Here is a 26,362-nt window from a genome sequence, read left to right on the forward strand (position 1 = left end):
TTGTGTGTTGTAATTTAGCTTAGGCTTCCTCTAGAAGAGGGGGCTATTTTTTTTGCTCTCTGGCTATTATGGTTTGACAAATTTACTGTAAATTTACCAAAACTCGATCAAATTACTGACTACCTTTACCAAATCTTGATATAAATTTACGGAAATACTTATGGATATTACGTATTTATTTCATAGATCGATAAAAAATTAAGTCTTCAGGCAGTTTATTTAATTATTTATCGTATTGGTTTGTGTGTTGTAATTTAGTTCATGCTTCCTCTAGAAGAGGGGGATTTTTTTCTGGCATGACTATAATCTAGCGAATCGGAAATCCTCCCTGAAAAAGGTAGTTTTTTCAATCGTTTTAACTATTTCACCTTTTGTTACCCTCATAATTTAAAGATATTAGCGATCGCCCAATTTAGTATAATCTATTGGTTGGTGGTGATTATCTAAAATGTCAAAAATTTTGTCTGAACAATTGACAATCTCAATTGTTTATGATAACTGGAAATCCACGCTAGCCCATCAAGGCGAACGATACTCATGGATAAATTCTTTAAAAAAAAATATCTCATTATAAAATTTACCCTGGTTGTTTTCGGAATTGTTCTTCTTGTGACAAGTTCTATCAAAATAGTATATTCTGCAAATTCTTTTTCCTACGAACAAACAGAAAATATTGCTCAAGTTAGAAATATAGAAAAATTAAAGAGTGCTAACCCTTCAGATTCACAATCAACTGAAAATAGCCAAGAATATGATGTTATCAAGCTACAAACTAAATTAAAGCAAAAAGGTTACTATCTTGGAGCTATAGATGGAGTTTACGGTGAAGAAACAGGGGCAGCAGTTTATAATTTTCAGATTAGTTTAGGATTGACAGCAACAGGAATAGTCGATCCGGAAACCTGGGCTTTTATTAAAGGGAATACTGATAGTTTTCCTCAAGATTCTTTTTCAGGAAATTTACTCTCACCAGACATACAAAAAATTATTGATCGAGGTAAGTTAATTGTTGCTATGACAGAGTATGATAATTCACCTTTTTTTGTGAAAAATGACAGGGGTGAATTGGAAGGATTAGATATGAAAATTGCCCAAGGTTTAGCTCAAGGTTTGGGGGTTGAAGTTCAACTAAATCGTAGTGCTAAAACTTTTAATGAAGCAGTTAAAATTGTCGCTCAAGGTCAAGCAGATTTAGCTATTTCCAAACTTAGTCAAACTCTGAATAGAGCCACAAAAATTTCTTTTTCTCATCCTTATGTTACCATGCGTCAGGGGCTATTACTTAACCGAATACAATTAACTAAAGCTGCCAAAAATAAAGATACAGTAGAATTTTTGAGAGACTTTGAAGGAAAGATAGGAGTAATTAATGGTTCCTCTTATGAAGGATTTGCCAAACAAAAATTTCCCAAAGCTACAATTGTTACTTATGGGAGTTGGGAAGATGTTATTAAAGGTGCAATTAAAGGAGATATATTAGCAGCTTATCGAGATGAGTTAGAAGTAAAAAAAATTGTTGTCAATCAACCAGATGTGGCTTTAAAATTTCAAACTGTTGCCCTTACAGATACTCAAGATCCTATAGCGATCGCTTTACCATGGTCTAGCAATCACCTGTTAGAATTTGTCAATTTATACCTAAAAATTACCAATACTAATTATACGGTTAAGGGTTTGTTGAGTGAATATTCTGAGTTATTAGAAAAATCTAGTTTGGATAAATTCAAATAAAAACTTTTATCATTTTTGTTATGATCAAAAAAAAAGGATTCAATGGATTTAATTTTTATTCATTAATCAAGATATTGCGTAATCCATGGTCTATTGTTCCAGGGATTTTACTGGGATTATATTTAGGAATTTTTCAAAAGGATATTAGCCTTATTTTAACTCCTTATGGAAATCTCTATCTTGAGTTGTTGAAAATGTGTGTTTTACCATTGTTGTTTTCAGCAATAACTATGAGTGTAGGTAGACTCATAAGTAGTAATGAGGCTAGTGAATATGTCAAACGTATTTTAATTGTATTTTCAATTGGATTAGTTGGCGTAAGTACAATTGGAGCGCTGGTTACAGTATTTACCAATCCGGGAGGAAATTTAGATGATTCAAGTCTAACAGCTTTGGGTGTAATTGTTAACAAGTCTGAATTAGATTTAGAGATATCTCTTAATGGTGATATTATTCAAGATGTCGTCGATCAACAAACAACTTTAATATCTTTTTTATTTAATTTAGTACCTGAAAATATTTTTGCATCTTTAAGTGAAGGTAATGCTCTAGAGACCCTTTTTTTTGCCATTGTTTTTGGTGTAGCAATGGGGTATCTAAAAGAATCTTATAAAGAGGATGTATTTAATATTTTGGAAATGGTATTTAAAACATCTAAAAAGTTAATTGATTGGATAATTTTATTCTTACCCATAGGTTTGTGTTGTCTTTTGGCTAGCCAAATTGCTACGACAGGTTTCGGCATTTTAGCTGCGATGAAAAATTTTGTAATTATTTCAATTTTAACCTTTTTTATTATTTATATAGTTAGTACAGTTGTTGTTTGGCAAAAAGCGGGTTGTTCTTTATGGAAAGTTTTGATGAGTTTAAAAGAACCCACAATTTTAGCTTTGGCAACTCGAAGTAGTTTTACTTGCCTACCTTCTTCTATTTCTGCTTTAACTGAGTCCCTAAAATTCGACAGACAAACAGTTAATTTAGTGATTCCTCTGGCAATTACAGTTTGTCGATTTGGTCCGGTTGCTTATTTTGCAACTACTTCTGTTTTTGTTGTTCAACTTTATAATAATCAATTAAATTTATCGAGTTCCATAATTATTATTATCGCTTCGATTTTAGCTGGTATGGCAACAGCAGGAGCAACAGGAATTTTAACTTTAACCCTGCTGGATTTAGTATTGCAACCTTTGGGTTTGCCACTAGAAGCAATACTGGTACTGTTGATTGCCATTGATCCAATTATCGATCCCTTCAGAACTTTGGGAATTGTTCACACCGGAATTGCGGCTACAGCAGCGATCGCCGATTATAAGCAATCACCAAAATTTACCTCTGAACCTCAAACATTAGAAATCTAAAAAAGAGGGAGGAGTCAGGAGTCGTAGGGGCGATTCGCGAATCGCCTGTACAGGAGTCAGGAGAAATGGGAATAATAGAGGAGGTAGTAGGAAGAATAGTCCCTTAATTTTTCTACTATAGTCAACCTTTAATATAGAATCCGGTTAAATACTTATCGTATCGCTCTAGGAGTCAGGAGTCAGGAGTCAGGAGTCAGGAGAAAGAAAAGATTTAGAACTCAGGAGTCAACCCACCCCTAACCCAACCCACCCCCGCCCCTCCCAGGAGGGGAGTCAGGAGAAAGAAAAGATTTAGAGCATGAATTTTTAAATTCGCCCACGCTAGAAAATCTGTATTAAGAGAAAGTAATTTTGCGATTACTGTATAACCGGATTTTATATAATGCTAACTTTTTGAACATTTTGGAGTTAAAAGCTTGCACTTTTTACAGACCTAAAAAGGTTAATAACTTTACCTATTAATGCTTTTATATTTTAACCAGCAAAACCTATTTAGGTATAATAATAGGAATTTTTTGATTACCAAATGCTAAATCTAAGGTCAGATTTGCCAGAATATCAAGGGGATCGATATCAACTAGGGCATTGCATTTAAGTTTCTTTAACACCACTGATATCTCTGTACAACCAGCAATCACTAATTCTGCTCCTTGCTCCTCTAACCATGTCATAGCATTATCTAAAATTGAAATTGGTTCTGGTAAGATTTCGATTCCTGTTGCTTTAATTCCCCAAACGGGATTGTAAATTGCATCCATAACATCCTGTTGTAGTTGTGAGTCTAATTGTGGTGCAATCACAGTTAACCCTAAAGCACTTAAACTATTGTGATACAGTTTTGCTTGTAATGTTCCTGTTGTTGCTAAAACACCAACACGATGAAACTCAGGATAACGACTTTTAATAAATGTTGCCGTCGCATTCATCAGATGAATCCAGGGAATATCTAATTGAGGTTGTACCGTTTGATAAAATCCATGAGCTGTATTACAGGTAATCACCAAAAAATTGGCTCCTGCCATTTGTAACATCTTTCCGTATTTAACTAACCAAGGAGTACAGTCTGGCAGTTTTCCCAATAAGCTTTGGGTACGATCGGGAATATCAGTAGCATTAATTAAAATCCAAACAGGATAGTCGCGATCGCTAACAGCACCTCGCTCTGCATTAAAAGCAATTAACCGACGTTCAAATTCAATATGTGCTAGGGGACCTACTCCTCCGATAATTCCTGGAATTGCTTGTTGCCGAATCCCTTGTTTCATAATTAAGATGTTAACTCAAGAACAACCTAAACTCTGGCGAGTGTCTACTCCTGTAATGGAATTCTTTCCTGAAGCTGTTTTACAGATTAATTTTATTTGATAGCGATCTACCAATGCTCCAGAAAAATCTGCTCCTGTCACATCTGCTTTACGAAAGGTACTACTCATCAACATTGCATCTGTAAAAATAGCATTAGTTAAGTCGGTTTCATCAAAGCTAACTCTATCTGCGAAAGTCCCAGAAAAATCTGCTTCTCTTAAGTTAGCTCTCAAAAAATCTCCTTTAGTAAGAATTGTGTTTTGCAAATTTGCACCTTGGAAATTAGCATTCCACATTGTTGCACCAGCAAAGGAGGTACCCTGTAAATCTTTGTTGGCAAAATCTCGATTGTTTAAGTCTGTGAGAGTATAGTTAACATTATTTTCTTCTGCTTGAGTTGGATAGATGTTCATCACCCAAAAACCTGCAACTGTCAAAATTAAGACAAGTATTGAAATTGCTTTTTTGACCATTAGAATAACTACTCCCAAAATTGAATATAAGCAAATTATAACTTACGCACGCACAAAGTATTTCTGTCATTAAGAGTGATAATGAAGTCATCTCAAGCTAATACTTTCTTGCTATATGCTTAAGTCCTATAAATGATAAATATATCAAATAAAAGGAGCTTTTTCCACTATAACTGGGGTGAAAATAGATCTGATTTACACATGATAAATTTAGGCATTTCATACCTAGAAATTAATAACACCAAATTTTTTAATAGTAATGGTGTGGCACACCTAAAATGGTGACTAGGCGGGGGTAGTATAAATTCTCATGCTTGCCCTAAAATTTATATAAACCCGCCCTAATCCACACTTATTGAGATGTGTCTGTCCACTACTTTAATTTTTGGAAAAAATTATCTCAAGGCAACACAGTTTAGTGGAAGAAAATCAGAATACTAGAAGTAAAACTTAAAACACAGACACTCAGTATTATTAATTGATCGTCAGAGCTAATTTATCAAGACGAGATCAAGAAAGCCTGGTTTTGTAATTTTGTTCCCTAGCGACAACCAATACTTAAAAAAATCTGACTAGCAATAGCCAGGTTTTGATCGCCATCATTCTCTGAGTAAATGTTTAGACAAATTTTAAACAAACTTTAACCCACTCCGTAAAAGTCTGGGTGTATGATAAGTGACAATAATTAATTTATCAGAATTATTCTTAATTATGGCAACTAATTTAAGTTCAGGGGACATCGCCATCACTGGGTTTAATTTTGATAACCCAGATGAGTTCAGTTTTGTAGTGCTTGAAGATATAGGTACTGGGACTGAAATTAACTTTACTGATGATGGGGTCAGGAGTAACGGGGATTTTCGCGGTAATGAAGGAACTTTTACCTGGGAAGCTACCCGCAATTATGTTACTGGTGAGATAATCAGTGTTGGAAACTCTGGTTTAGGATTCAGCACCAGTGGAGACCAAATTATTGCTTATCAAGGTACAGATTCTAATCCTACTTTTCTCTATGCTCTCAACAGTCAAAATAGTAGTTGGCAATCTGATGCTACCAGTTCCACTACTTCTGCATTGCCAACTGGTTTGATAAATGGGCAAACAGCGATCGCTCTTAATGAAATAGATAATGCTGTTTATAGTGGTACAACATCAGGAATTAAAGCAGAATTATTAGCTGAAATTAGTCACAGAACTAATTGGACAGGGAGTAATAGCACTCGCCAAACAATGCCTAGTGGTAGTCTGACTGTAACTGATGCAGGTAGTGGTTCTGGTGGTTCTAGCGTTCACCTTACTTTTGGAAATCCTTCTGGCGCAGTTACAGATGCTAATGTGTCTGATAATTACCTCCTTGTCCGCGACCAATATGCTTTCTCCTATAACGATAATACCAGAAACGCAAACTGGGTAGGATGGCAATTAAACGAATCCTGGAGAGGAAGTGCATCCCGTCAAAACGATTTTCGTCCTGACAATCAGTTGCCTGCTTCTTTCTCCCCAGTCGGAGGAGGTGATTATAGTGGTTCTGGATTTGACCGAGGACACATTACACCTTCTGCTGACAGAACAGCAACGGTTACGGATAACTCCAACACCTTTTTTATGACCAACATGATGCCTCAAGCACCTAACAATAACCGTGGGGTTTGGGCATCTTTCGAGAATTACCTACGTACTCAACTGACTGGGCAAGATTTATACATATATGCTGGCGGTTACGGCCAAGGTGGCGATGGCTCTAATGGGTTTGCCAACTTTATCGGTCCTAATAATGATATTCTGGTTCCCAGTAACACTTGGAAGACAGTGCTATTTGTTGATGAGGGAGAAACTCCTGCAGATGTAAGCGCCGATGATTTCACTATCACTATTGATATTCCTAATTCCCAGTCTGTATCTGGTACTTCCTGGCAAGATTGGGTGATATCTGTAGATGAAATTGAAACTGCTACAGGATTCGATTTCTTCTCTGAACTTCCAGATAGTATTGAAGCTACTCTTGAAGCGGCTGGAGGTTCTAGCGGTGGTAGTTCTGGTGGTAGCTCTGGTGGAGGTTCTACTAATAATGGTGTTGCTTTTATTAATGAGATTCATTACGATAACTCTGGTAGTGATACTGGTGAAGGAATTGAAATTGCTGGAGTTGCTGGTACTAACCTTAGCGGTTGGCGTCTAGAATTTTACAATGGTAATGGTGGCACAGTCTACGACACTGAGAACTTAACTGGAATTCTTCCTAATCAAGATGACGGTTTTGGTACTGAGTTTTTTAGTATTGTTGGGATTCAAAATGGTAGTCCTGATGGTGTTGCGTTAATAGATGATAATAATGATGTGGTTCAGTTCCTGAGTTATGAAGGTACGTTGACTGCTGTTGGTGGTGCTGCTAATGGTCTAACTAGCACCAATATTGGTGTATCAGAAAATTCTTCTACTCCTGTAGATCATTCGTTGCAGTTAGCTGGTACTGGTAGCTCCTATACTGACTTTACTTGGCAGAGTGCTTCTTCTAACACTTATGACTCAGTAAACACTGGACAAAATTTTGTTGAGAGTGTTGCTTTTATTAATGAGATTCATTACGATAACTCTGGTAGCGATACTGGTGAAGGAATTGAAATTGCTGGAGTTGCTGGTACTAACCTTAGCGGTTGGCGTCTAGAATTTTACAATGGTAATGGTGGCACAGTCTACGACACTGAGAACTTAACTGGAATTCTTCCTAATCAAGATGACGGTTTTGGTACTGAGTTTTTTAGTATTGTTGGGATTCAAAATGGTAGTCCTGATGGTGTTGCGTTAATAGATGATAATAATGATGTGGTTCAGTTCCTGAGTTATGAAGGTACGCTGACTGCTGTTGGTGGTGCTGCTAATGGTCTAACTAGCACTAATATTGGTGTATCGGAAACTGCTTCTACTCCTGTAGGTCATTCGTTGCAGTTAGCTGGTACTGGTAGCTCCTATGAGGATTTTACTTGGCAGAGTGCTTTCTCTAACACTTATGACTCAGTAAATACCGGACAAAATTTTGTTTAACGATTAATTTTGTAAGTTTTTCTTTGGTTAGGAATTAGACTTATTTATTTCTAATTCCTGCCAATATAATGTAAGCATTTAGCTATTAGCATTCAGCTTTTCCTGGGGAATGCTGCGCAAACCAAACAGCTTTTGAAAGTAATAATATCAATCATATCCGGATCATACAGCGCTTTTCAGTTGAGTAGACCACTAAACTGATTATTAGGAGTCAGGAGTCAGGAGTCAGGAGTCAGGAGTCAGGAGTTAGGAGTTAGGAGTTAGTATCATTGTGGTTTATTCATATGAAAACCGGTGTAAGCGATAAAAAAGTTTTTGTTTGTAGTTTGTAGTATTGCTCTAGCCCCTACAATACTTAGTATTAGGACTAGAGCAATACTAGGCGTTGCATAAATGGGGCATGATTTTAATAGTTTTGTGGAATGGGCAGTAACAGGCAGGATGCCTGTCCCACCCCTGATATTTTCGGACAGGCAGGAACAGGCAAGATGCCTGTCCCACCCCACTTAATATTCATCCCTTAATTCAGCAACGCCCAATACTATGAGCCTAATTATAATTATTTACCCTAAAAAATGCTCTAATTCTAATTAAGCTTTTTATTTTTAAATATTAAACCGCTTCCTAAAATTCCTAATGTCAATAAACCTATTGTTGAACTAGGTTCTGGCACTCGAACTTCTTTACTAATTTCAGTATTTTCGACTCTAAGATTATTATTTGATAAATAACTATTTTTTTCTGGTTGAGCTAATGCTGCTGATAGTAAACTAATTTGTGGTTGATTATTCAAAGATTCTGCCACAGTTTCTATTTGGAAATTAACTTTTTCCTGATTAAAGCCACCTAATTGAAATGTATTGTTAAACAACTCAAAAGCAGTTTCATAAATACCAATACTTTCCTCAAACAAAGGACCTAAATTTTGATTGCCTATAATTGGTAATTCTAGACCAAATTCCCCTGCTAGAAAATCCAGACCAAAATCAATACCTAAACTGGTAGAGTTCCTAAACAAGGCATTAAAATCAATAAATGCTTCTATTTCTAGAAAATCTCCTACATTATCAGGCATAATTAAGGAAATTTCATCTCCAATATTAAAGTCGATCATTGTGTTATCTTCTAATTGTAATATTGCTGGTAATGTGCTGGTTAAAGAAAAATTTTGCAACATTGATAAAGCCATTGCTACTTCTATATCAAAAAGATTGTAGGAGAAGCCAAGATTTCCAAAAAATCCTAAATCTAATTCTTGCTTTTCTTGTAATGATGGTAATCCAAATAATAGGCTAGCTAAACCATCTAAATCTATGGCAGCTTTCAGAAATTCATCTTCCCCAGATGAAATTAGTTGATTATTGAGAGAATTTTCAGACTGAAATCCAGTTGTATTTACTTGAGGTAAACTAATATCAAAACCTCCGAATTTTTCATCTAGTTGTAAATTAACATTATCCCCATCCAGATTTACTAGATTAATTGTTTCATCAATATCAAATCCAAAATCTAGTTGATTTCTAGGTTCAACATTTACTCCTGTAGCCACATCAAATATTAAGTCTAAATCATAGGCAGCATTAATACCTTTTGTCGAAAAACTGGCATTATCGGCAAAAGAAAAACCTGATTTAATTGTTAATATTTCTCCTGGTTTGACAGATGTATCTGGAATCTCAAAAAATAAATCAACGGGAATTAAAGCATCAACAATACCACCGTTTAAATTAAAAGTATTTTGTAAACCTAATTTGCCTTCTGTAAAAGCATTAAAACCTACATCTAGAGGATAGTTTTCTGCTATTGACTCATCCCACTCAACTGCAAATAAACCACTATCACCACCCCAAGTAAAATTTCCGTTTTCTTCACCCCAAATATTCTGATTTGATGTAGCAAACTCTAAATCAAATTTGAGGGTTGTCGCTAATGTAACATTGGGTAGGGCGATCGCCGTGACACTAGCAACTAGCACTGATATTACACTCTGAAGTAGTTTCATTTTTTTATATCTCTCCACACAAACCTTTGATTCTAATACCAATTCACTTTAAAGATGTCACAAATAGTTTCAAACTTTAGATGTGAAATAATTTCTTGAAATTACTGTTGCGTCAAAGTTTCGAGTCTACAAAATCTTACTTTTGACTTTTGACTTTTGACTTTTGACTTCCGTGAAACGGTATTACTTCTTTTTTCCGTTGTTGGGGGTATGGTATCCGGATAATTTCTGATGAATTGAGATAAATTTTTACCAAACCGTTAAACCGTCTCAATTAACAGCTTAGAATTAATACAGCGCTTTCCGTTGTTATGAGGTACACCCCGAAGCGGGCAAGATGCCCGCACTAAGTGAGTAAAATTTATTGCCCTGTATGTTATATGATTAATCCATAAGATTAAGTACAAAGTCTATACTGAGCGATAAGCGAAACTGCAAAGCAGGAATTACGGGACATTAATCCTAATGTTCATGCTTTGGCAAAGAAAATCCTTCATGCTTAAGTGTTAAGGATTTTATAGAGACTTCAGGTAGTTTTTATCTAAAAATTGTATGCTATAAAAATAATAATGATTTAATATTTCAAACTGTTTTTGATAAAATTAGCAAATATTTTTTCCCATATTAATATGAATCAGGGTCTCATAGGTCAAGTAATTACTGGTGAAAAGGGTAAATACCGTATTGTGAAATTTCTGGGTGAAGGTGGTTTTGGTATTACTTACTTAGCAGAAGATTTATCTAATGATAACTCTAAATGTGCAGTTAAGAGATTAAAAGATTTTAGTGAACAATCTACTGGTGGGAAGAAAGCAATACAAGACTTTCACAATGAATATAAGGTTTTGAAAAAAATCGATCACGATCGAGTGCCAAAAATGATTGATTTTTTTACTTGTAATTTACCAGATCATCAAGGAGAAAGTAGGTTCTTAGTTCAGGAATATATTGAGGGTGATAATCTGAGAAAAGAATTTAAAAATAATCAGGTAAACGGAAGAACATGGAATCAAGCAGAAATGATTGAATTTCTAATGGATATTTTGGAAATCTTAGCACACCTGCAAAACCAAACCATAACTGGAAAAATTTTAATTCATCGTGATATTAAGCCGGAAAATTTAATTAGACGAAAGCTGGATAAAAGAATATGTCTGATAGATTTTGGCTTAGTAAAATTAATCAGTTCTAATTACTCTCAGAAAATTGTAACTGGTCTAGATCGTGGTTCATACTCTTACATGGCTCCCGAACAAAAGGAAGGAAGACCAAGTTTTTATAGTGATATTTATTCTGTTGGTTTAGTAGCAATTGAAGGTTTAATAGGAAAACATCCTCTATCTAATTGTGATACTACAGCAGAAGTAAAATGGCAAAATTTACTATCTAAAGTTAATCCAAAGATATCTAGTGTTCTAATCAAAATGGTAAAGCATGACCCAACGGAGCGCTACCAATTTGCTAGGGATGTTTTGTACGATATACAACCTTTGAGAATGTTAGGTCAATCCCTTCATAATGAGTATTATAGAATTAGAGATTATTTAGGTAGTGGCCAATTTGGGAATACTTATCTAGCAGAAGAAAGAGAGGAAAATAAAACTCATACTTGTGTAATTAAGCAACTGAAATTTGATAACTATAATCATCTCAAAAGGCGAGAAGCAAAAAGAAAATTTAAAAAGGAAGTAAATGCTTTAAGGCGCTTAGAGAACCACGATCAGATTCCTGAATTTATTGATGATTTTGAAGAGTTGGGAGAAAATCATCACCTGGCTTTTTATTTAGTTCAAGAATATATAGAAGGCGAAGATATTCGCCAAGAGTTGTTGAGGGAAAAAAGTTGGAACCAAAATCAAGTTATTGAATTTTTAAAGCAATTGCTAGAAATATTAAATTTTATTCATGAAAACAATGTCATTCACTGCGATATTAAACCTTCTAATATTATGCGACGTTCTTCTGATGGAAAGTTTGTCTTGATTGACTTTGGTTCAGTTAAAAAAGCGGTGAGTTTTTCGGATGATTTCAATCAGTCAAGTCCCTCTACACAATCAGTAAAAACTAGATGTTATATGTCACCTGAACAAGCTCAAGGGAATGAACAATATAATAGTGATATATATGCTCTAGGAATAACTGCTATTCAAGCATTAACAGGAAAAGAACCAAATCAGTTAGGTCTGCGGGATAAAAAAACTGGCAAATATAACTGGAGTGAGAATATTCAAGTTGATAATAGATTAGTCAGAATTTTGGATAAGATGGTGGCTTTCGATCCTGTACAAAGCCGCTATAATTCTGCACAAGAAGTTTTAAATGATTTAAGAAGATTGAAGGGCAAAAATATTGTTTACTTTCAATCACCAATTAAGCGAAAGTTTTGGATAATTGGAATGAGCTTTGGGGCGATATTTTTTATTATGCTTCTTAGTTGGGCTATTTTTATTGATGACAGCTCAAATAAAAAGCGCAATATAGCATTGAAACTAAGAAAAGAAGCAGATGAATTGATCAGTATTGGTCAACCAGAAAAAGCAACAGAAAAGCTCGAAGAAGCTTATAAGTCTTATCAGAAGCTCATAGACAGCAATCCAAAAGATCCTAGGTATTTGATAGATAAGGCTTATATACTTAGTAAGTTAGGTAAGTTCGATAAAGAATATCTAGAATCATGCAATAATGCACAAGATCTAGCAAAAGAGCTAGCAAAAAAACAAAAAAAATTTTTATTATTATATGCAGAAACTTATAACTGTATAGCAGTTTATCATCAGGAACAAGGGGAATATGAAAAAGCCGATGATAATCACAAAATTGCTATAAAAGAATATGAAAAAGTTGAGAAGGAAAATTCTAATAGTTATGAAAAAGACAAAGGAGAAATTCGTCAGAGCTACGCAGAAGCTTTAAATAATAGGGGTCAAACATTCAAAAAATGGGGATATCAGGAAGAAACTAAGGGCAATAATCAAACAGCTATTGATACATATAAACTAGCATTGGAATTTTTTAATAAAAGTTTGCAAAAGATTCAGGAGAACAAACAGCTTTCAGATTATAACAGTTATTTAGAAACAGATTATAATAAAAGCTTAGGAGAAGTTTATTTTAGACAAGGTAAAGTTCACAAAAAAATGAGTGATAAACAACAAGCAAATCTTAGTTTTGATAACTCACAAAAATTTTACAGCAACGCCTTGAAGCTAATAAATGAAAACTACGCTCCTTTAAAAGCAGTAACTTTACTAGGCAGAGCTAGAGTGTATCTTGAATTAGAAAATAAAAATTTTAAAGGAGCATCAGAAGACTGCGAAGATATACGATATTTAGCAGTCAATTTAGAAATCAAGGGTAGAGCTTGGATTTGTCTGGCAAAAATAGCAAGAAGTGACCCAGAACCAAATTATAACTTTCAAACTTATAAAACTTATAAAACTTATAAAGATCTGGCTATTGAAACTCTGACAGAAGCAGTTAATGATTGTAAAGTAAAAAATACAAGCGATAAAACTTGTGAAGAGTTAAAAAAATTGCAAAGAAATGTAGAGCAAGATATACTTGATTTTTAGTCAAGATTTATATTTAGGTAATATTAATAACAATTTAGGGACGCTGCACACAACGTCCCTAAAGATTCAAACAAGCAATCCTTATTAAATAAAATTGAGATTTATTGACAAAATTACTAAAATAGGCCAATAAAATTAAAATGGAAGTCTTTGTATTGTTCTTTGCAAAAAGTTTAGATGATCAAAAGTGGGAAAAGTTGATAAGCCATTACGATCTGGACGAATAGGGCTAATTTTTTCAGCTAATAAACCATTTAAAATTTCTTCACTTTCTCCTGGTTCAAGTACGAATAATACTTCACTGCTAGTGGTACAAGAATTTTCTTCTTCTGGTGTTAAACAAAAGATAACCCGATCATTTTGTTCTCCTTGATATATTTTTAGCTTCCTAAGCCCATCACCATAACTCTGTAATTTCTGAGCAACATCTTCACACAGTTGCTTTGCTCTGTATGGGTCATTGGCAAAAATTTCACCAAACCTTAGATAATACTTGTCACGATAATCACGATGATAATTGTCAGTAGGAACAGAAATTTCTGTTGATAAGTTTTTGTTACAGCTAACCTTTATTTGCGTTTTCTCAGCCCGAACAATCAGAGGGAATATTGCCAAGTTTAACGCACCAAAAGTCCCTACAATTATGCTTTTTAAGAATTTATACTTCATCTAAAACCTCCAGTAGTTTGGAAACTCCTAGCTTTAGCTATGGAGATCCTGATAGTAGATTTGCAAAATAGAAAAAAGAAAAAATGAAAGTTTTCTCTAGTATATCTTATATACTACACTATAGTATACATACAAAAGTATGATTTACAAGATACAATTTTGCTTGTGGCACACAGGTTGTTGCTACACAGGATTTTGGAGAAAAGTTAGTTACAGATTTTATCACAATAGTATTAACTTGAGTGGTTTTATTCCAAATTTAAAGAGCCTTTAACTTTTGAAGTTAAGGGGAGAATTGAGAGAGCTATGGTACTTAGACATTTTTTGGGAGAAAAAATACCTAAAAGTTAGTCTAGACAACAGAATTACATCGATTGCCTAAAAATATCTAAAAGCCTTGATAATTAAGGATTTATATTATGTCCGGATAGTTAGCGATCAAAAAAACTTTCTCCTCCTGATACATTCAAACTCTCTTCTCTTCGCTCCTGACTCCTGACTCCTGACTCCTGACTTCTCCGTCTTTATTTATAACTATTCAACTGGACATGATATTATGCCTTTTTGATGTAAAAACTTTTACCTGTCTATGTTTGAGCCTATTTTCTACTTCTATGTTGTCTAAGTCCCACTAGGAAAAAACTATTTAGTCAAATCTTGGAGATAGAGAAAATGAAATTTTTATACAGTTTATTAACTACTGTTATTCTTACAGCAAATATAGGAACAATTCAGCCTGAAATTGTTTCGGAATTAACTGTTCTGGAAACTTATGAAGAAATGTATCAAGAAGCTGAAAAAACTACTGTTTTGATTGAAAACTTAGTTACTTCTGAACCTTTAGGTTCAGGAGTAATCTATAAAAAAGAAGGAAATACTTATTATGTTTTAACGGCACTTCACGTTATTCCCAGGGATCTAGATCCAGATAAACTAGGAGTAAAATTTTCTAATCAACAGTATCCAGTTGAAGTGTTTAAAAAAAATCCTAATAGTGATCGTGATTTAGCTGTCTTAAAGTTTACGACTAAAGAGGATTATGACACTGCTAAAGTAGATTGTGATGATGTTAAGGGAGGTTCTGATATTTATGTTTCTGGATATCCTTATGTTCAAAAAATTCAAGGTGATAATATTGCTAGTTTTTATGGGATTCCCGGGCGCATTATTTCTACTACTTCAAACGCCGATTCTACTTTCACTTACACTTATAAAGATAGGATTAACACCTCCTTAAAAGGAATGAGTGGTGGTCCCATTTTAAATAAAGAAGGCTGTCTGGTTGGAATTCATATTGGCAGTCGCCTAGAACAAGACCCCGGAGGCGCTGTAACTGATAAAAATAAATATACAGGATTGAGTATTGGTATTGCAATTAAGCCTAATCTCAGCAATATCAAAACAATGATTAGGCTGGCAAAGGCAAAAGAAAATTCAGATCGGGCAAATAACAATCGAATTCCTCCAACTCCAACACCAACCCCCTCACCTCAAAGATCCCCTTCTCCAGATCCAAAACCAACACTTCAATCTTCACCCCTTAAACTTCAAGAAAAAGAAGTAATATATGATATATATTCTATTTCTAAAGCCCAAACACAAGCAGTAGAGGATGATTCAGATGACTGGAATAGATATCCAAAAAATTACTGTCTATATCGGCGTCCACAGGACTGCCATACTGAAGTTTTTCTTGATTCTATAAGAAAAATAGAGGATAAAGGTACAAAAAAGGATAAAGAATTTAAAATTAACTCCCAACAAAATTATGAGTTTGGTTTTGATATTAACATAAGCCCTGACGAAAAATATTTTTATGCTATTCATTATGCCGTTCCTAAAGAAAATCCTAATCTAAAAGCTTTTGTTGGAGCAACTTTTTTATCAACAAAGGCTGACCCTAACGATCCAGAAATAATTAATATTGTTTGTTTTACAACTGATTTAGTTAAAACAAAAAATGATATACAACCTCCAACATATAATCCAGAAACAGGAGCCAACTGTGGAAAACAAACCTCCCATATATCAGAACTAGAACTATCAGATATTGATATTGTTTTTGTCTGCGGTTTATATCATAATCCCTTTTCAAAAAATCAGGAAAATCAAACAAAAGCTCTGAATTTTTTAGAAGAAAAAATATCAAAAAATCGTCCTCTTTGGGCTGATTTTCAAACACAATGGGGTATTTTTGACATTCGGAAACGAGATTTATTCCTGACTAATGTCTGTCGCTACTATGAGCCGGAAAAATCAAACCACAAGGAAGCACTCGAAACTCTCCAAAGTGGAATTAACGAATTACCTTCAGAGGTTCAATCTGAATTTCTTAAAATTTGGAATGCTTCAAATGAATAAAAATATTGCCAGTTAAGCCAAACAGATATCTTCGTTATTTCCGCTGAAATTCCTCTAAAAGTTCCCGAACATTTTCATCAGCATATCCTATTTCTAGTTGAGATTTTCCTTCTATAATTTTCTGAATTTCTTGTAGTCTTTCAATTACCCTTTCGATACTTCTAAAATCTTCCATACTGTATAACTTATTTTCAATTAATTTTAAAGGAGAGTTAATCTCATTCTTCTTCGTATTATTGCTATTTGTAAACTTGTGACTTCTAATAAGCTTAATATTTTGCATTGTCTGGAAGTCCTTAATTTGCTGAATTTCCTGGCAAATCTGCTTGGCAAATTGATGAAGTACACATTCCCGAATAGTATCTTGTAAGTTCCAATCAGATCCTTCTTTCTCAATCATATATCGGTCATTTAATGATTGTAAAGCATTCAAAATATCACCTATTTGTCGAGGAGGTGAGATGAATTTTTCTTTCAAATTTTCTATAGATAAACGAGATTCAAGAGCTAGCCAATAGACAATTTCTTTTTCTAAAGATGTCATGCGTTTAAACTGTTCTTTTATTATCGCTCCAAACCCCCTAACCACATACGATAATGTTTGATTTAAAAATTCACTCACATCCCCTCCATAAAGTTGTTTAATAGTATTTGAAATTAATTTCAAACCAAGAGGATTACCTTCATAAAGTTTAATCAAACGATTCCACATATCTTCTCCAGATAATTTCTTAGCTTCGAGAATTTTTATTGCTTCCTCTTTTTTGAGTCCTTCTAATTTTAAGAAACGAACAGGTTGTATTTTTTCATCTTCTATTTCTTCTTGTGCTAATAAGGCAATTTCTCTTGGTTTTTCTCGACTTGTAATTAATATGCAGCTTTCATGTTTTTCCCCTCCTAAACGTTCTAAAAGTCTGCCATATCCTTTATCTTCATCTTCATAATATCCAACAAAGTCATTAACCTTTAAAATTGTCTCCAAATTATCCAAAATAATCAAACAACGACGCTCTCTTAAATACTGCATTAACCTCGAAATTATCTCATTTTCTACTTTTATTCTTTTTGACTGACTAAGAGATTCATTTTCTACGTTGAACGGAGTAGTATCCCCAGGCAAAATATCAATTAAATCGCTTACAATCTTAATAAAATCTGGTGCATCACGGAGCGATCGCCAGATTACATAATCAAAATTACCTTTAATTCTTTCGATTAATTCAACTGATAAAGCAGTTTTACCAATACCACCTTTTCCCAAAATTGCCAGAAGTTGACACTTACCTTTAATTATCCATGTTTCAAGTTTAGTAAGTTGTTCTTCTCGTCCATAAAAATTAGTTGGTCGTGGCGCATATTCCAAATGATAATGTTTACCTTCAGTTTTAAACTCCTGCTTGACTTCGATCTGAGATTGATATTTTGACTCAAGTTGATATTTCAGCTCCATCAACTTTCCCGGGCCGCTGCTAGTAATACCAAATTTTTTGTAAGCTTTTCCTAGTCTTTTTTGGATAGCCACCTCAGAAATACCTTCTTTCTCAGCTATTTCTTTAATTGACAGACCCTCAAGAGCGACGATCAATGTTCTGAGTTCTTCATCAGACAGTTTAACCTTAGTAGCTTCCGTCGTTAATTGCTTCAAAAAGTCTTGGGGTAATTGAGACATGAATATAGTTTCCTCCCGATATAGTTAGCATCTTTCCAGTATACATATTGTACTGGAATATGAACTAAATTTGAGCTAGAGATTTCTACAATCTATAAAATACTGGATACAGGATGTCAAATTTCATAGGCCAACTATATATATAATATAACTTTATATTTTTAGCTGTGGACATTAATCATATATAAAACTGAAGTAAAGCTATAAAGTTTATTTAATAAAGGTTTCAGGCTTCAATCAAAGTATACAAAAAAATTATAGATATAGGTATTGACATTATAGTATGTATACAATATATTGTATACATACCGTAAAACAAGGGGTTAAATTTAAAGATGACTCAGTTGATATATACAACCGTGTTAGGACGAATGATGAACATCTTCCTCGATCTAGATGACGAAGAAGATGACCCTATTATTGAACCAAAATAGTTGAGAAAATTTAGTTTTCTACTTCTCGTAAATAAACAAGAAAGCGATCGCTCAACAACAGAGTTAACTAATACTTACATTTGATTGATGATTGATGTAAGTTATACAAACTTAACTATTACTAGGACTTATGCAGAAACCAGATTGATCGACGAAATTTCCTGGTTGGAAAAACAATAATCAGAGTAATAAACCCAGTTTCTTGTTTGGGTGCGTAAGTCCTGGTGAATAAAAATTCTCAACCTATACGTTTAAGAAGTAGTAAATAGAACTCAAAAATATTCAATTCACCAAAATAAAAAACCTTAAACATATACAGCCAATTAAGTGGATAAAGCTAGTCAATGTTATTCGGAGGTGCAAGAATCAATTGAACTGAGACTATATAATTTGCAATTCCTCAAAATTAGGATAAACATTATGACAATAACTTCGAGAATAACCCTATTCCTTAGTCTTTGTATATTAGGTTCTAGCCTTTCTTCCTGTCAAGCAGCTTCTTTTCTTTTGGAGTATCCTCTCGAAAAGCTTTTTGATTGCATATTCTTTGACGAATGTCCGGAACTAAGAAATATAGAACCTAGACCTCACATAATTCACCGACCTCCAGCAGAACAATCAGTTAGAGATTACTATCGCAATATCAATAACTACTACTACCAAACAGCTTGGAACTCTTTATCTCCCCAGTTACGACAAAATAGGAAATTCCATCCCCAAGGGTACACTTCTTATACCAACTGGTGGCATAAAGTCAGAAGGGTAGACGTATTAGGTACCTATAGGGTATCAGTAAATCCTTATTATTCCACAGTAGACACAAGATTGCGGTACTTGATGTCCTCCAACAGAGAAATAGAGCAAACTATTCGCTTTTTCTTTGTGTGGGATTCAAATACTAATTGCTGGTTGATTAATAGTGTTGAGCGTTTGTAACCAAACCAAAGTCATTGCGACTTATACTCGTGGAAGGAAGTAATCTCAGAGGTTTAGGAGATTACTACTGGACAAACCCTTTGGTCGCAATGACAACTGTTCAACCAGATTATACTTCCGTACAACGGTATCACTTCACCGAATCATCAAAATTAATTCTTTACACCAAGGAAAAAAACATGAATAACTCTAACAGACAAATTCAGCAAATCTCCAACAATGCTGACAACAACATCAACCTCACAGTAGATCCTGAAACTCAACTCGTCACAGTAGAAGATGCTTCACCAAGCATTCCCGTACTCTGGGACCGAGCAGTACAACAAGCAGTCATCAATACTTCCCCCGGTCCAACTGTTGCCTCCCGTGCTTACGGTATCCTACACACCTCTATTTATGACGCTTGGAGTGCTTACGACCCACTAGCGACATCAACTCAGTTAGAAGACAACCTCCAACGTCCTCAGTCAGAAAACACCGATGTTAACAAAACCGAAGCTATGAGTTTTGCTGCTTATCGGGTACTCTCTGAACTATTTCCCACGGAAGTAGAAATTTTCAACGACATAATGACGGAATTGGGATTTGACCCCAACAATACCACCACAGATACTACTACTCCTACTGGTATTGGTAATGTCTCCGCTGAAGCACTATTAACATTCCGTCGTAATGATGGTTCCAACCAACTAGGAAATGATCCCAATGGTGATGGTACTCCCTATTCTGACATTAGCGGTTATCAACCAACTAATCCCCCTGGAGAAACTACCAACATTGAGTTATGGACTCCCGAACGAGTTCCTATTGATGCTTTACCCGGTGAAGAACAAAGAATACAAACATTCTTAACACCTCAATGGGGAAATGTCACACCCGCATTTCTCACATCCCTGGAAGAAATAAGACCAGAAGCACCAGAACCATTTTTACTTGTTGATGGTGAAGTAGACTTAGAAACACGCACAATTACTTTAGCAGACCAGTCTGTGGTGGATATTACTCCAGATATTGTGGGTACTATTATTAATCCTGAATTTATCGCACAAACACAAAGAGTGGTTGATATTAGTGCTAACCTCACAGACGAACAAAAATTAATTGCTGAATTTTGGGAAGATGGAGGTGGTACATCTTTCCCTCCTGGAACTTGGATGACCTTCGGACAATATGTCTCAGCTAGGGATAATCATACCTTAGACCAGGATGTGAAACTGTTCTTTAATTTAGGTAACGCAGTATTTGATGCTGGTATTGCTGCTTGGGATGCTAAAACTTTTTATGATTATGCTCGACCTGTACGCACCGTCCGGGAATTAGGAGAACTGCGTTTAATTGGAGAATTTAATTCAGAACTTGGTGGTTTTGCCATTGATGCTTGGGCAGGTCCTGGAGAAGGAACACAAAGGATTTTGGCAACTGATTTTCTGACCTACCAAACTCCTGGTAGTGACCCCTCTCCTCCTTTTGCTGAATATGTATCTGGTCATAGTACCTTTAGTGCTGCGGGTGCGGAAATTTTGGAACGGTTTACTGGTAGTGATGATTTTGGTGCCTCTGTAAGTTTTGGAGCAGGAGAGTCTCGTTTTGAACCTGGTGTGACTCCACAAGAACCTATAACTTTAGAGTGGGCAACTTTTAGCGACGCTGCTGACGAAGCAGGTATTTCTCGTCTTTACGGTGGTATTCATTTTGATGATGGAGATATAAATGGTCGGCAGTTAGGGCGAGAAGTAGGAGAAAATGTGTGGTCAGCTACTGAGTCCCTTATTTCTCCTAATGTGACTCTCGGTACAGATGAGAGCGATGAGCTAATTGGCACTGCTGAAAATAATTTCATCTCCGGTCATCGTCAAGACGACCTAATTCCTGGTGGGGATGGTAACGACTTGCTTTATGGGGGCAAAGGTAACGATACAGTTAATGGCGGTGCAGGTATCGATCTTATTGGTGGCCATCGGGGAGATGATGTTTTAATTGGCGGTGCAGGTGGCGATCGCTTTGACTTTGCGTTGGGTCATGGAAACGATATTATTGTTGATTTTGAAGATGGAATAGATGCGATAGGTTTATTGGATGGTCTAAGTTTTGAGCAATTGACTATTTCTCAAGTAGGTAATGACACTCGCATTAGTGTTGACCAACTTTCGATTACTCTACAGGGCATTTCCGAAAGTGTTATTGGTATTGATGATTTTGTTCAGCTTGCTTGAACTCAATTATCAGTTATCAGTTCTAACTTCTGACTTCATAAAGGTTTCTCACTTTCTTTTGCCTCTTCTTTAGCCTGATAGCTGAATGCTAAAAGCTGATAGCTAGGTAAGAAGAGGCCATAAATTATCATTATCAATTATTAATTGTTAATTATGTTAGACACAACACCACTTGCTAATTACTTAGGTTTCTTCGCATTAATCTCCTACATCATAACTTTACTACCAACAACTTTGAGAGTTGTTTTTCCCAAGACTAAAAAAACTGAAATCCCCAAATTGTTACTGAAGTATCGCCGTCAAATTGGTGTAGTTGCCTTTTTATTTGCTCTTGGTCATGGAATTTTATTAGTTGGCAAGAGAAACTTTGATTTTTTCGATATTCAAACTTATTGGATATATGTACAAGGAGTTGTAACTTTCATAATTTTCACCCTACTAACAATTACTTCTAATGATTGGAGCGTGAAAAAATTGAAGAGAAATTGGAAGAAACTACATGAACTAACTTATATAGCAATGTTTCTCTTAGTTTGGCACGTCATCGACAAAATGTGGGGTCATTGGAGTTATGTTACTCCATCAGGAATAGTTGGAATTACCAGCATAACAGTTTTATTTATTGTGAGAAAATTCCGAGAGCATCAAAATAAATTGTCAAAAATTAAGAGTATGAGGAAAACTGAACAATGGTAGGATTAAAATCTCTACTCAACCCACCTTTTTTGCGGAAATATTCTACAGTAATAGCATTAACTATAAGCGCCGGAATTGGAGGTTTTGGGTTCTGGCATTCCCGACTAATTTCAACCAACAATTTTCTTCAGAAAACACAAGCAAAAACCAGTTTGGAGAAAACTATTGCTCAAAATTTGGGATGGGTTTATACAGTTGCCATCACCCCTGATGGTCAGACTTTAGCTAGTGGTGGTTATGGTGGTGTCATCAAAATTTGGAACTTCAACAATAATAAGTTACTTCATACCATAAATGCTCATGCTGACGCTATTGAATCTATTGCTATTAGTCCGGATGGCCAAATTCTTGCTAGTGGTAGTTGGGATAACCGCATTAAACTTTGGGATCTAACTAATGGTACTCTTATCCGAACTCTTGAAGCTCATACCGATGATGTGAAAGCTATAGCTATTAGTGCTGATGGTAATACTCTTGCTAGTGGTAGTTATGATGGGATGATTAAGCTATGGAATCTCAAAACGGGTTCTATTGAGGGTAGCTTGCAACATTCAGCTCCTATAACTTCTCTAGCTTTTAGTCCTAATGGAGAGATACTTGCCAGTGGTTCTCAGAATGGTCAAATCAAAACTTGGCAGTTATATACAGGTAAGCAACTCCATTCATTAGCAGCACATCAAAATACAGTTTGGGCGATCGCTTTTAGTCCTGATGGTAAATTTTTGGCAAGTGGCAGTCAAGACCGAACTGTTAAGTTATGGCAAGTAGATACTGGTCAGCTACAAAGCATTTTACAGGGACATTCTGAGGCAGTTTTGTCTGTTGCTTTTAGCTCTGATAACAAAACTCTTGCTAGTGGTAGTTACGATAGAGATATTCATCTGTGGGAGATAGATACGGAAGAAGTACTGGAAACCTTGACTGGTCATTCTAAGGCAGTTTGGTCTATAAAATTTAATCCTGATGGGAAAACTCTTGTTAGTGGTAGTGCCGATGGCACAATTAAATTGTGGTCTGTATCTGGTTTGAGTAGTAAGGAGTTAGAGAATGCAACTCAACCATCTGTTGTCAAAAAAGAAGCAGAGATAGCTGCTGTTATTTCAGAGATTACCGATCTAGCTCAGTTAGAGAAGTTAAACCAAAATTTGTATGACAAAATTGACCAAAGTTGGCAACAGACTCCTACTTGGTATGAAGATTTAGTATTTCGGGCGAGAGTAAATGAGGATGGAGCAATAATTAATCTTGAACCTATAAATCAATCTGCTCAAGATTATGCACGACAAACACTTTTACCCAAGCTATTAAGTAATGCTAATCCTGAAACTATAACACGGAAACAATCTTTTGCACTATTCCAGGTAGTAATGACTCCAACAGGTGTACTTGAGGTTAGTCCTTGGCATGGTTGGTTGTAGTTTGAATTGAAGCATTCAGGTATTAGCATTTAGCATTCAGCTTTTCCTGCGGAATACTGTTCAAACATAAGTTTTAATTCTTCGTAGGAGACTAATTTCTCCTTCAGTGTGATAGTAAGTTAATAACTCATAGCTAATAACACAATTCCGATCGAGGAGGCTAGCTCTACAAGGTTTTGTAATATAAAAGTTCTAGAATTTATAAATCACAAAAGTTTTCCAAGAGTAACAGAAGAAGCTCATCTCATAGATGCCAAAAACAAAATCTGGACGGAACTATAGATGGACTATGGATTGTACTATAAAAATAACAAAAGTTTATGATAGTTTGAATGTCATACAAAAAGCCGGTGAGGAGACTCGAACTCCTGACCGTTCGATTACAAGTCGAGTGCTCTACCAACTGAGCTACACCGGCAACGTTCTTTAATATAGCAAAGCTAAACCTATTTTGGCAACCCTTTTTTACTTTTAAATCAAATTTGTTTTAAATAGCTTAATAAGTCGGCCATTTCTTGCTCATTGGGCTGAAATTGGGGCATAGGTGGTGTTTGGCCACTAACTACTTGTTTAATAATTGCCACGTCCGACTTATGTTGGGAAATTCCTTCTAAACTCGGTCCTACCTGACTATCTATAGGCCATTCGTGACAACCTGCACAGTTCATTTTAAAAATTGCTTGGCCTTTAACTGGGTCTCCCTCGAGGGACAATACGTTTTTGCTATAAGGATCAGAAACCTGAAACTGATTAACTCCTAGGATTATAAATAAGATTGCCAAAAGAACAGCCAGACCAACTAAGCTAATCCACTTTAGTAGGGTTTCTTTTTTAGTGTCAGCAAGTTGGTTATCCAAAATCTTTAATATCTCAACAATTATCTACAAGAAAGTTTAATATCAATTAACATAGCTTAACAGTTTTAATCTTTTCCAGGCAATATTTTTATGGAAAGTTAAAGATTTACAAATATATGGGCTAGAAAGTTTGAGGGGGAGGAAGAGTGACAAGAGATTAATTAAGCTTTAAGAGATTAACTCTTAATATGCTCTAAGCTTAATCCGAACTTTAATCTACTATATTTTTATATTTTTGATTTCTATTTTTAAATATTGGTGTAGTAGTCATCGGCTATTAACCTTAATACCAGCAGATAATATCAACCCTAGCTTTAAAATAAATAGTAGTATTGATTAATAACAAACAAAAATTTCAATTATAAGGAGTTGGCTTCGTGGTAGAACCATTACTTTCAGGAATCGTACTTGGTCTGATTCTCGTAACATTGGCAGGACTATTTTTTGCAGCCTATCAACAATATAAGCGGGGCAACCAATTAAATATGTAATTGGGGTAGTATATTTCTGCTCTCCGTGGAATAAAAGAAAGTCAAAGCAGTATTGCCATAGACTTTCTGCCGACAAATTTCTAAGGTGGCCACTGATTTGATCTGCCATCTTTCGGGACTATGTTCCACTGCTAACTCGCTGGTTGGTGCTAGAAGTTGATATTGAGCGATCGCCTCTAATACTGGTTGATATAAATCACTAGAGTATGGGGGGTCAAAATAAATCAAATCAAACTGCTGCCCTACCAGCACTTTTAACCGTTTCAATACATCTCCCCGCAACACCTGAAATTCCTGGGATGAGCTGGCCACCAGTTGCCAATTTTGGCGAATTATAGCACAAGCAGGGCCATATTTTTCGATAGCGATCGCTGAGGATGCTCCTCTAGATAAAGCTTCTGCACCCATAGAACCCACACCAGCACAGATATCCAGCCATCGACATCCATCTACATTACTTTGCCAAATATTAAAGACTGCTTCTCGCACCTTGGCCAAAGTTGGACGAGTTGTCATTCCTGGTAAAGTTTTTAGTTGACGGTTTCCATATATTCTTAAATTCATATCAATAAAAGGGAATAGAGGGAGAATGCAGAGATATAGTGTTTCAAAAAGGAATTCTGGAAAAAGGCTATATTATAAATATTGGAAACTATAGTGCCACACTACATTTATAGTCTAAAGTTTTTGTTCTATAAAGTTTGTGATATAATCCTGCTCTCCTTAATTCAAGCAAAAGATTAGACATTCTATCTGTTTCAAGGAAGCTTCATATTCTGACCAATTGCTGATGCAGTAAAGGGTTAGATATTTGCGATTGGACTTACTAATATCTAATTGCTACAATTTTTTGTGCCATATTCTAGTATTTTTTCCCTTTAAGAGACTATTTGTTAAAGGAAGGTTAAATCATTGTTTAGGGTAGGTTAGGCAGGAATATTTCCTTTTGTTGACTGAGCTGAAAGTTGTCCATCTTATCCCACCTAACATACCAAACATCAAGTATTCTAGCTATCTTAATATTTGGTTTATCAACAGTCTTTAATCACCTTTTTTACCACAAATTTATAACTAAAAAATCGTTCATTAATTGATAATTGATAATGGATAATTGATAATTACCTCTGGTTAAAAC

The 26,362-nt window shown here is 35.2% G+C and carries 17 protein-coding genes and 1 tRNA gene; 10 read left to right on the forward strand and 8 right to left on the reverse strand.

From position 1 onward, the window contains the following. The first annotated feature begins 609 nt into the window (after positions 1–609). Together ACP6PL_RS04105 and ACP6PL_RS04110 are read left to right on the forward strand one after the other, a co-directional pair. Positions 610–1,731, forward strand: a complete 1,122-nt coding sequence (locus ACP6PL_RS04105; RefSeq protein ID WP_426542821.1) for a peptidoglycan-binding protein — start codon at positions 610–612, stop codon at positions 1,729–1,731. Between the two features lie 74 nt (positions 1,732–1,805). Then, on the forward strand, positions 1,806–3,089 hold the full coding sequence (locus ACP6PL_RS04110) for a dicarboxylate/amino acid:cation symporter (protein ID WP_426542823.1): 1,284 nt from the start codon (positions 1,806–1,808) through the stop codon (positions 3,087–3,089). A 488-nt stretch (positions 3,090–3,577) separates the two neighbouring features. Here ACP6PL_RS04110 and ACP6PL_RS04115 read toward each other — a convergent pair whose 3' ends face one another. Together ACP6PL_RS04115 and ACP6PL_RS04120 are read right to left on the reverse strand one after the other, a co-directional pair. Continuing rightward, a complete protein-coding gene (locus tag ACP6PL_RS04115; protein ID WP_426542825.1) occupies positions 3,578–4,354 on the reverse strand; it encodes an aspartate/glutamate racemase family protein in 777 nt (258 codons plus the stop codon). A gap of 15 nt (positions 4,355–4,369) precedes the next feature. After that, positions 4,370–4,867 (reverse strand): pentapeptide repeat-containing protein, encoded by a 498-nt coding sequence (locus ACP6PL_RS04120; RefSeq protein WP_426542827.1) that lies wholly within the window; start codon positions 4,865–4,867, stop codon positions 4,370–4,372. Between the two features lie 675 nt (positions 4,868–5,542). Here ACP6PL_RS04120 and ACP6PL_RS04125 point away from each other — a divergent pair. Further along, positions 5,543–7,909, forward strand: a complete 2,367-nt coding sequence (locus ACP6PL_RS04125; RefSeq protein WP_426542829.1) for a DNA/RNA non-specific endonuclease — start codon at positions 5,543–5,545, stop codon at positions 7,907–7,909. 586 nt (positions 7,910–8,495) lie between these two features. On the opposite strand, the gene ACP6PL_RS04130 is transcribed toward ACP6PL_RS04125, so the two are convergent. After that, positions 8,496–9,911, reverse strand: coding sequence for a PEP-CTERM sorting domain-containing protein (locus ACP6PL_RS04130; RefSeq protein ID WP_426542831.1), 1,416 nt, complete (start codon positions 9,909–9,911; stop codon positions 8,496–8,498). Positions 9,912–10,540: 629 nt separating this feature from the next. Between ACP6PL_RS04130 and ACP6PL_RS04135 the strand changes: the two genes are divergently transcribed. Further along, positions 10,541–13,483 carry a protein kinase domain-containing protein gene (locus tag ACP6PL_RS04135; protein ID WP_426542833.1) on the forward strand — a complete coding sequence of 981 codons (2,943 nt, stop codon included), beginning with the start codon at positions 10,541–10,543 and terminating at the stop codon, positions 13,481–13,483. A 135-nt stretch (positions 13,484–13,618) separates the two neighbouring features. Here the strand turns inward: ACP6PL_RS04135 and ACP6PL_RS04140 are convergent, their stop codons facing one another. Beyond that, the gene (locus ACP6PL_RS04140; protein WP_426542835.1) at positions 13,619–14,152 is read right to left on the reverse strand and encodes a COP23 domain-containing protein; all 534 of its coding nucleotides are present in this window, start codon (positions 14,150–14,152) and stop codon (positions 13,619–13,621) included. A 672-nt stretch (positions 14,153–14,824) separates the two neighbouring features. Here ACP6PL_RS04140 and ACP6PL_RS04145 point away from each other — a divergent pair. After that, positions 14,825–16,513: a S1 family peptidase gene (locus ACP6PL_RS04145; protein WP_426542837.1), complete on the forward strand. Its 1,689-nt coding sequence runs from the start codon at positions 14,825–14,827 to the stop codon at positions 16,511–16,513. A gap of 34 nt (positions 16,514–16,547) precedes the next feature. Here the strand turns inward: ACP6PL_RS04145 and ACP6PL_RS04150 are convergent, their stop codons facing one another. Continuing rightward, a complete protein-coding gene (locus ACP6PL_RS04150) occupies positions 16,548–18,182 on the reverse strand; it encodes an NB-ARC domain-containing protein (RefSeq protein ID WP_426542838.1) in 1,635 nt (544 codons plus the stop codon). A gap of 854 nt (positions 18,183–19,036) precedes the next feature. On the opposite strand from ACP6PL_RS04150, the gene ACP6PL_RS04155 reads away from it, so the two are divergent. The 4 genes from ACP6PL_RS04155 to ACP6PL_RS04170 all read left to right on the forward strand — a co-directional run bounded on the left by ACP6PL_RS04155 (position 19,037) and on the right by ACP6PL_RS04170 (position 23,879). Then, positions 19,037–19,552 (forward strand): hypothetical protein, encoded by a 516-nt coding sequence (locus tag ACP6PL_RS04155; protein WP_426542840.1) that lies wholly within the window; start codon positions 19,037–19,039, stop codon positions 19,550–19,552. A 14-nt stretch (positions 19,553–19,566) separates the two neighbouring features. After that, positions 19,567–21,765: a DUF6851 domain-containing protein gene (locus tag ACP6PL_RS04160; RefSeq protein ID WP_426542842.1), complete on the forward strand. Its 2,199-nt coding sequence runs from the start codon at positions 19,567–19,569 to the stop codon at positions 21,763–21,765. A gap of 153 nt (positions 21,766–21,918) precedes the next feature. After that, a complete protein-coding gene (locus ACP6PL_RS04165; protein ID WP_426542844.1) occupies positions 21,919–22,461 on the forward strand; it encodes a ferric reductase-like transmembrane domain-containing protein in 543 nt (180 codons plus the stop codon). Beyond that, on the forward strand, positions 22,455–23,879 hold the full coding sequence (locus ACP6PL_RS04170; RefSeq protein WP_426542846.1) for a WD40 repeat domain-containing protein: 1,425 nt from the start codon (positions 22,455–22,457) through the stop codon (positions 23,877–23,879). The genes ACP6PL_RS04165 and ACP6PL_RS04170 overlap by 7 nt, the downstream gene beginning before the upstream one ends. A 345-nt stretch (positions 23,880–24,224) precedes the next feature. Here ACP6PL_RS04170 and ACP6PL_RS04175 read toward each other — a convergent pair. Both ACP6PL_RS04175 and ACP6PL_RS04180 read right to left on the reverse strand, forming a co-directional pair. Continuing rightward, a tRNA-Thr gene (locus ACP6PL_RS04175) sits at positions 24,225–24,297 on the reverse strand. Positions 24,298–24,355: 58 nt separating this feature from the next. Then, positions 24,356–24,736 carry a c-type cytochrome gene (locus ACP6PL_RS04180; protein WP_426542848.1) on the reverse strand — a complete coding sequence of 127 codons (381 nt, stop codon included), beginning with the start codon at positions 24,734–24,736 and terminating at the stop codon, positions 24,356–24,358. Positions 24,737–25,113: 377 nt separating this feature from the next. Here ACP6PL_RS04180 and petG point away from each other — a divergent pair, with 377 nt between their 5' ends. Further along, a complete protein-coding gene (petG, locus tag ACP6PL_RS04185; protein WP_094677928.1) occupies positions 25,114–25,227 on the forward strand; it encodes a cytochrome b6-f complex subunit V in 114 nt (37 codons plus the stop codon). On the opposite strand, the gene rsmD is transcribed toward petG, so the two are convergent. Then, positions 25,216–25,791 carry a 16S rRNA (guanine(966)-N(2))-methyltransferase RsmD gene (gene rsmD, locus ACP6PL_RS04190; protein WP_426542850.1) on the reverse strand — a complete coding sequence of 192 codons (576 nt, stop codon included), beginning with the start codon at positions 25,789–25,791 and terminating at the stop codon, positions 25,216–25,218. The genes petG and rsmD overlap by 12 nt on opposite strands. Positions 25,792–26,362 lie beyond the last annotated feature (571 nt).

It is taken from the genome of Dapis purpurea BLCC-M126, from assembly GCF_050015975.1.
Lineage (GTDB): Bacteria > Cyanobacteriota > Cyanobacteriia > Cyanobacteriales > Microcoleaceae > Trichodesmium.

Coding starts and splice junctions, on each gene's coding strand:
- ACP6PL_RS04115 (WP_426542825.1), bottom strand. CDS start 4,354: ATGAAACAAGGGATTCGGCAACAAGCAATTCCAGGAATTATCGGAGGA.
- ACP6PL_RS04120 (WP_426542827.1), bottom strand. CDS start 4,867: ATGGTCAAAAAAGCAATTTCAATACTTGTCTTAATTTTGACAGTTGCA.
- ACP6PL_RS04130 (WP_426542831.1), bottom strand. CDS start 9,911: ATGAAACTACTTCAGAGTGTAATATCAGTGCTAGTTGCTAGTGTCACG.
- ACP6PL_RS04135 (WP_426542833.1), top strand. CDS start 10,541: ATGAATCAGGGTCTCATAGGTCAAGTAATTACTGGTGAAAAGGGTAAA.
- ACP6PL_RS04140 (WP_426542835.1), bottom strand. CDS start 14,152: ATGAAGTATAAATTCTTAAAAAGCATAATTGTAGGGACTTTTGGTGCG.
- ACP6PL_RS04145 (WP_426542837.1), top strand. CDS start 14,825: ATGAAATTTTTATACAGTTTATTAACTACTGTTATTCTTACAGCAAAT.
- ACP6PL_RS04150 (WP_426542838.1), bottom strand. CDS start 18,182: ATGTCTCAATTACCCCAAGACTTTTTGAAGCAATTAACGACGGAAGCT.
- ACP6PL_RS04155 (WP_426542840.1), top strand. CDS start 19,037: ATGACAATAACTTCGAGAATAACCCTATTCCTTAGTCTTTGTATATTA.
- ACP6PL_RS04165 (WP_426542844.1), top strand. CDS start 21,919: ATGTTAGACACAACACCACTTGCTAATTACTTAGGTTTCTTCGCATTA.
- ACP6PL_RS04170 (WP_426542846.1), top strand. CDS start 22,455: ATGGTAGGATTAAAATCTCTACTCAACCCACCTTTTTTGCGGAAATAT.
- rsmD (WP_426542850.1), bottom strand. CDS start 25,791: ATGAATTTAAGAATATATGGAAACCGTCAACTAAAAACTTTACCAGGA.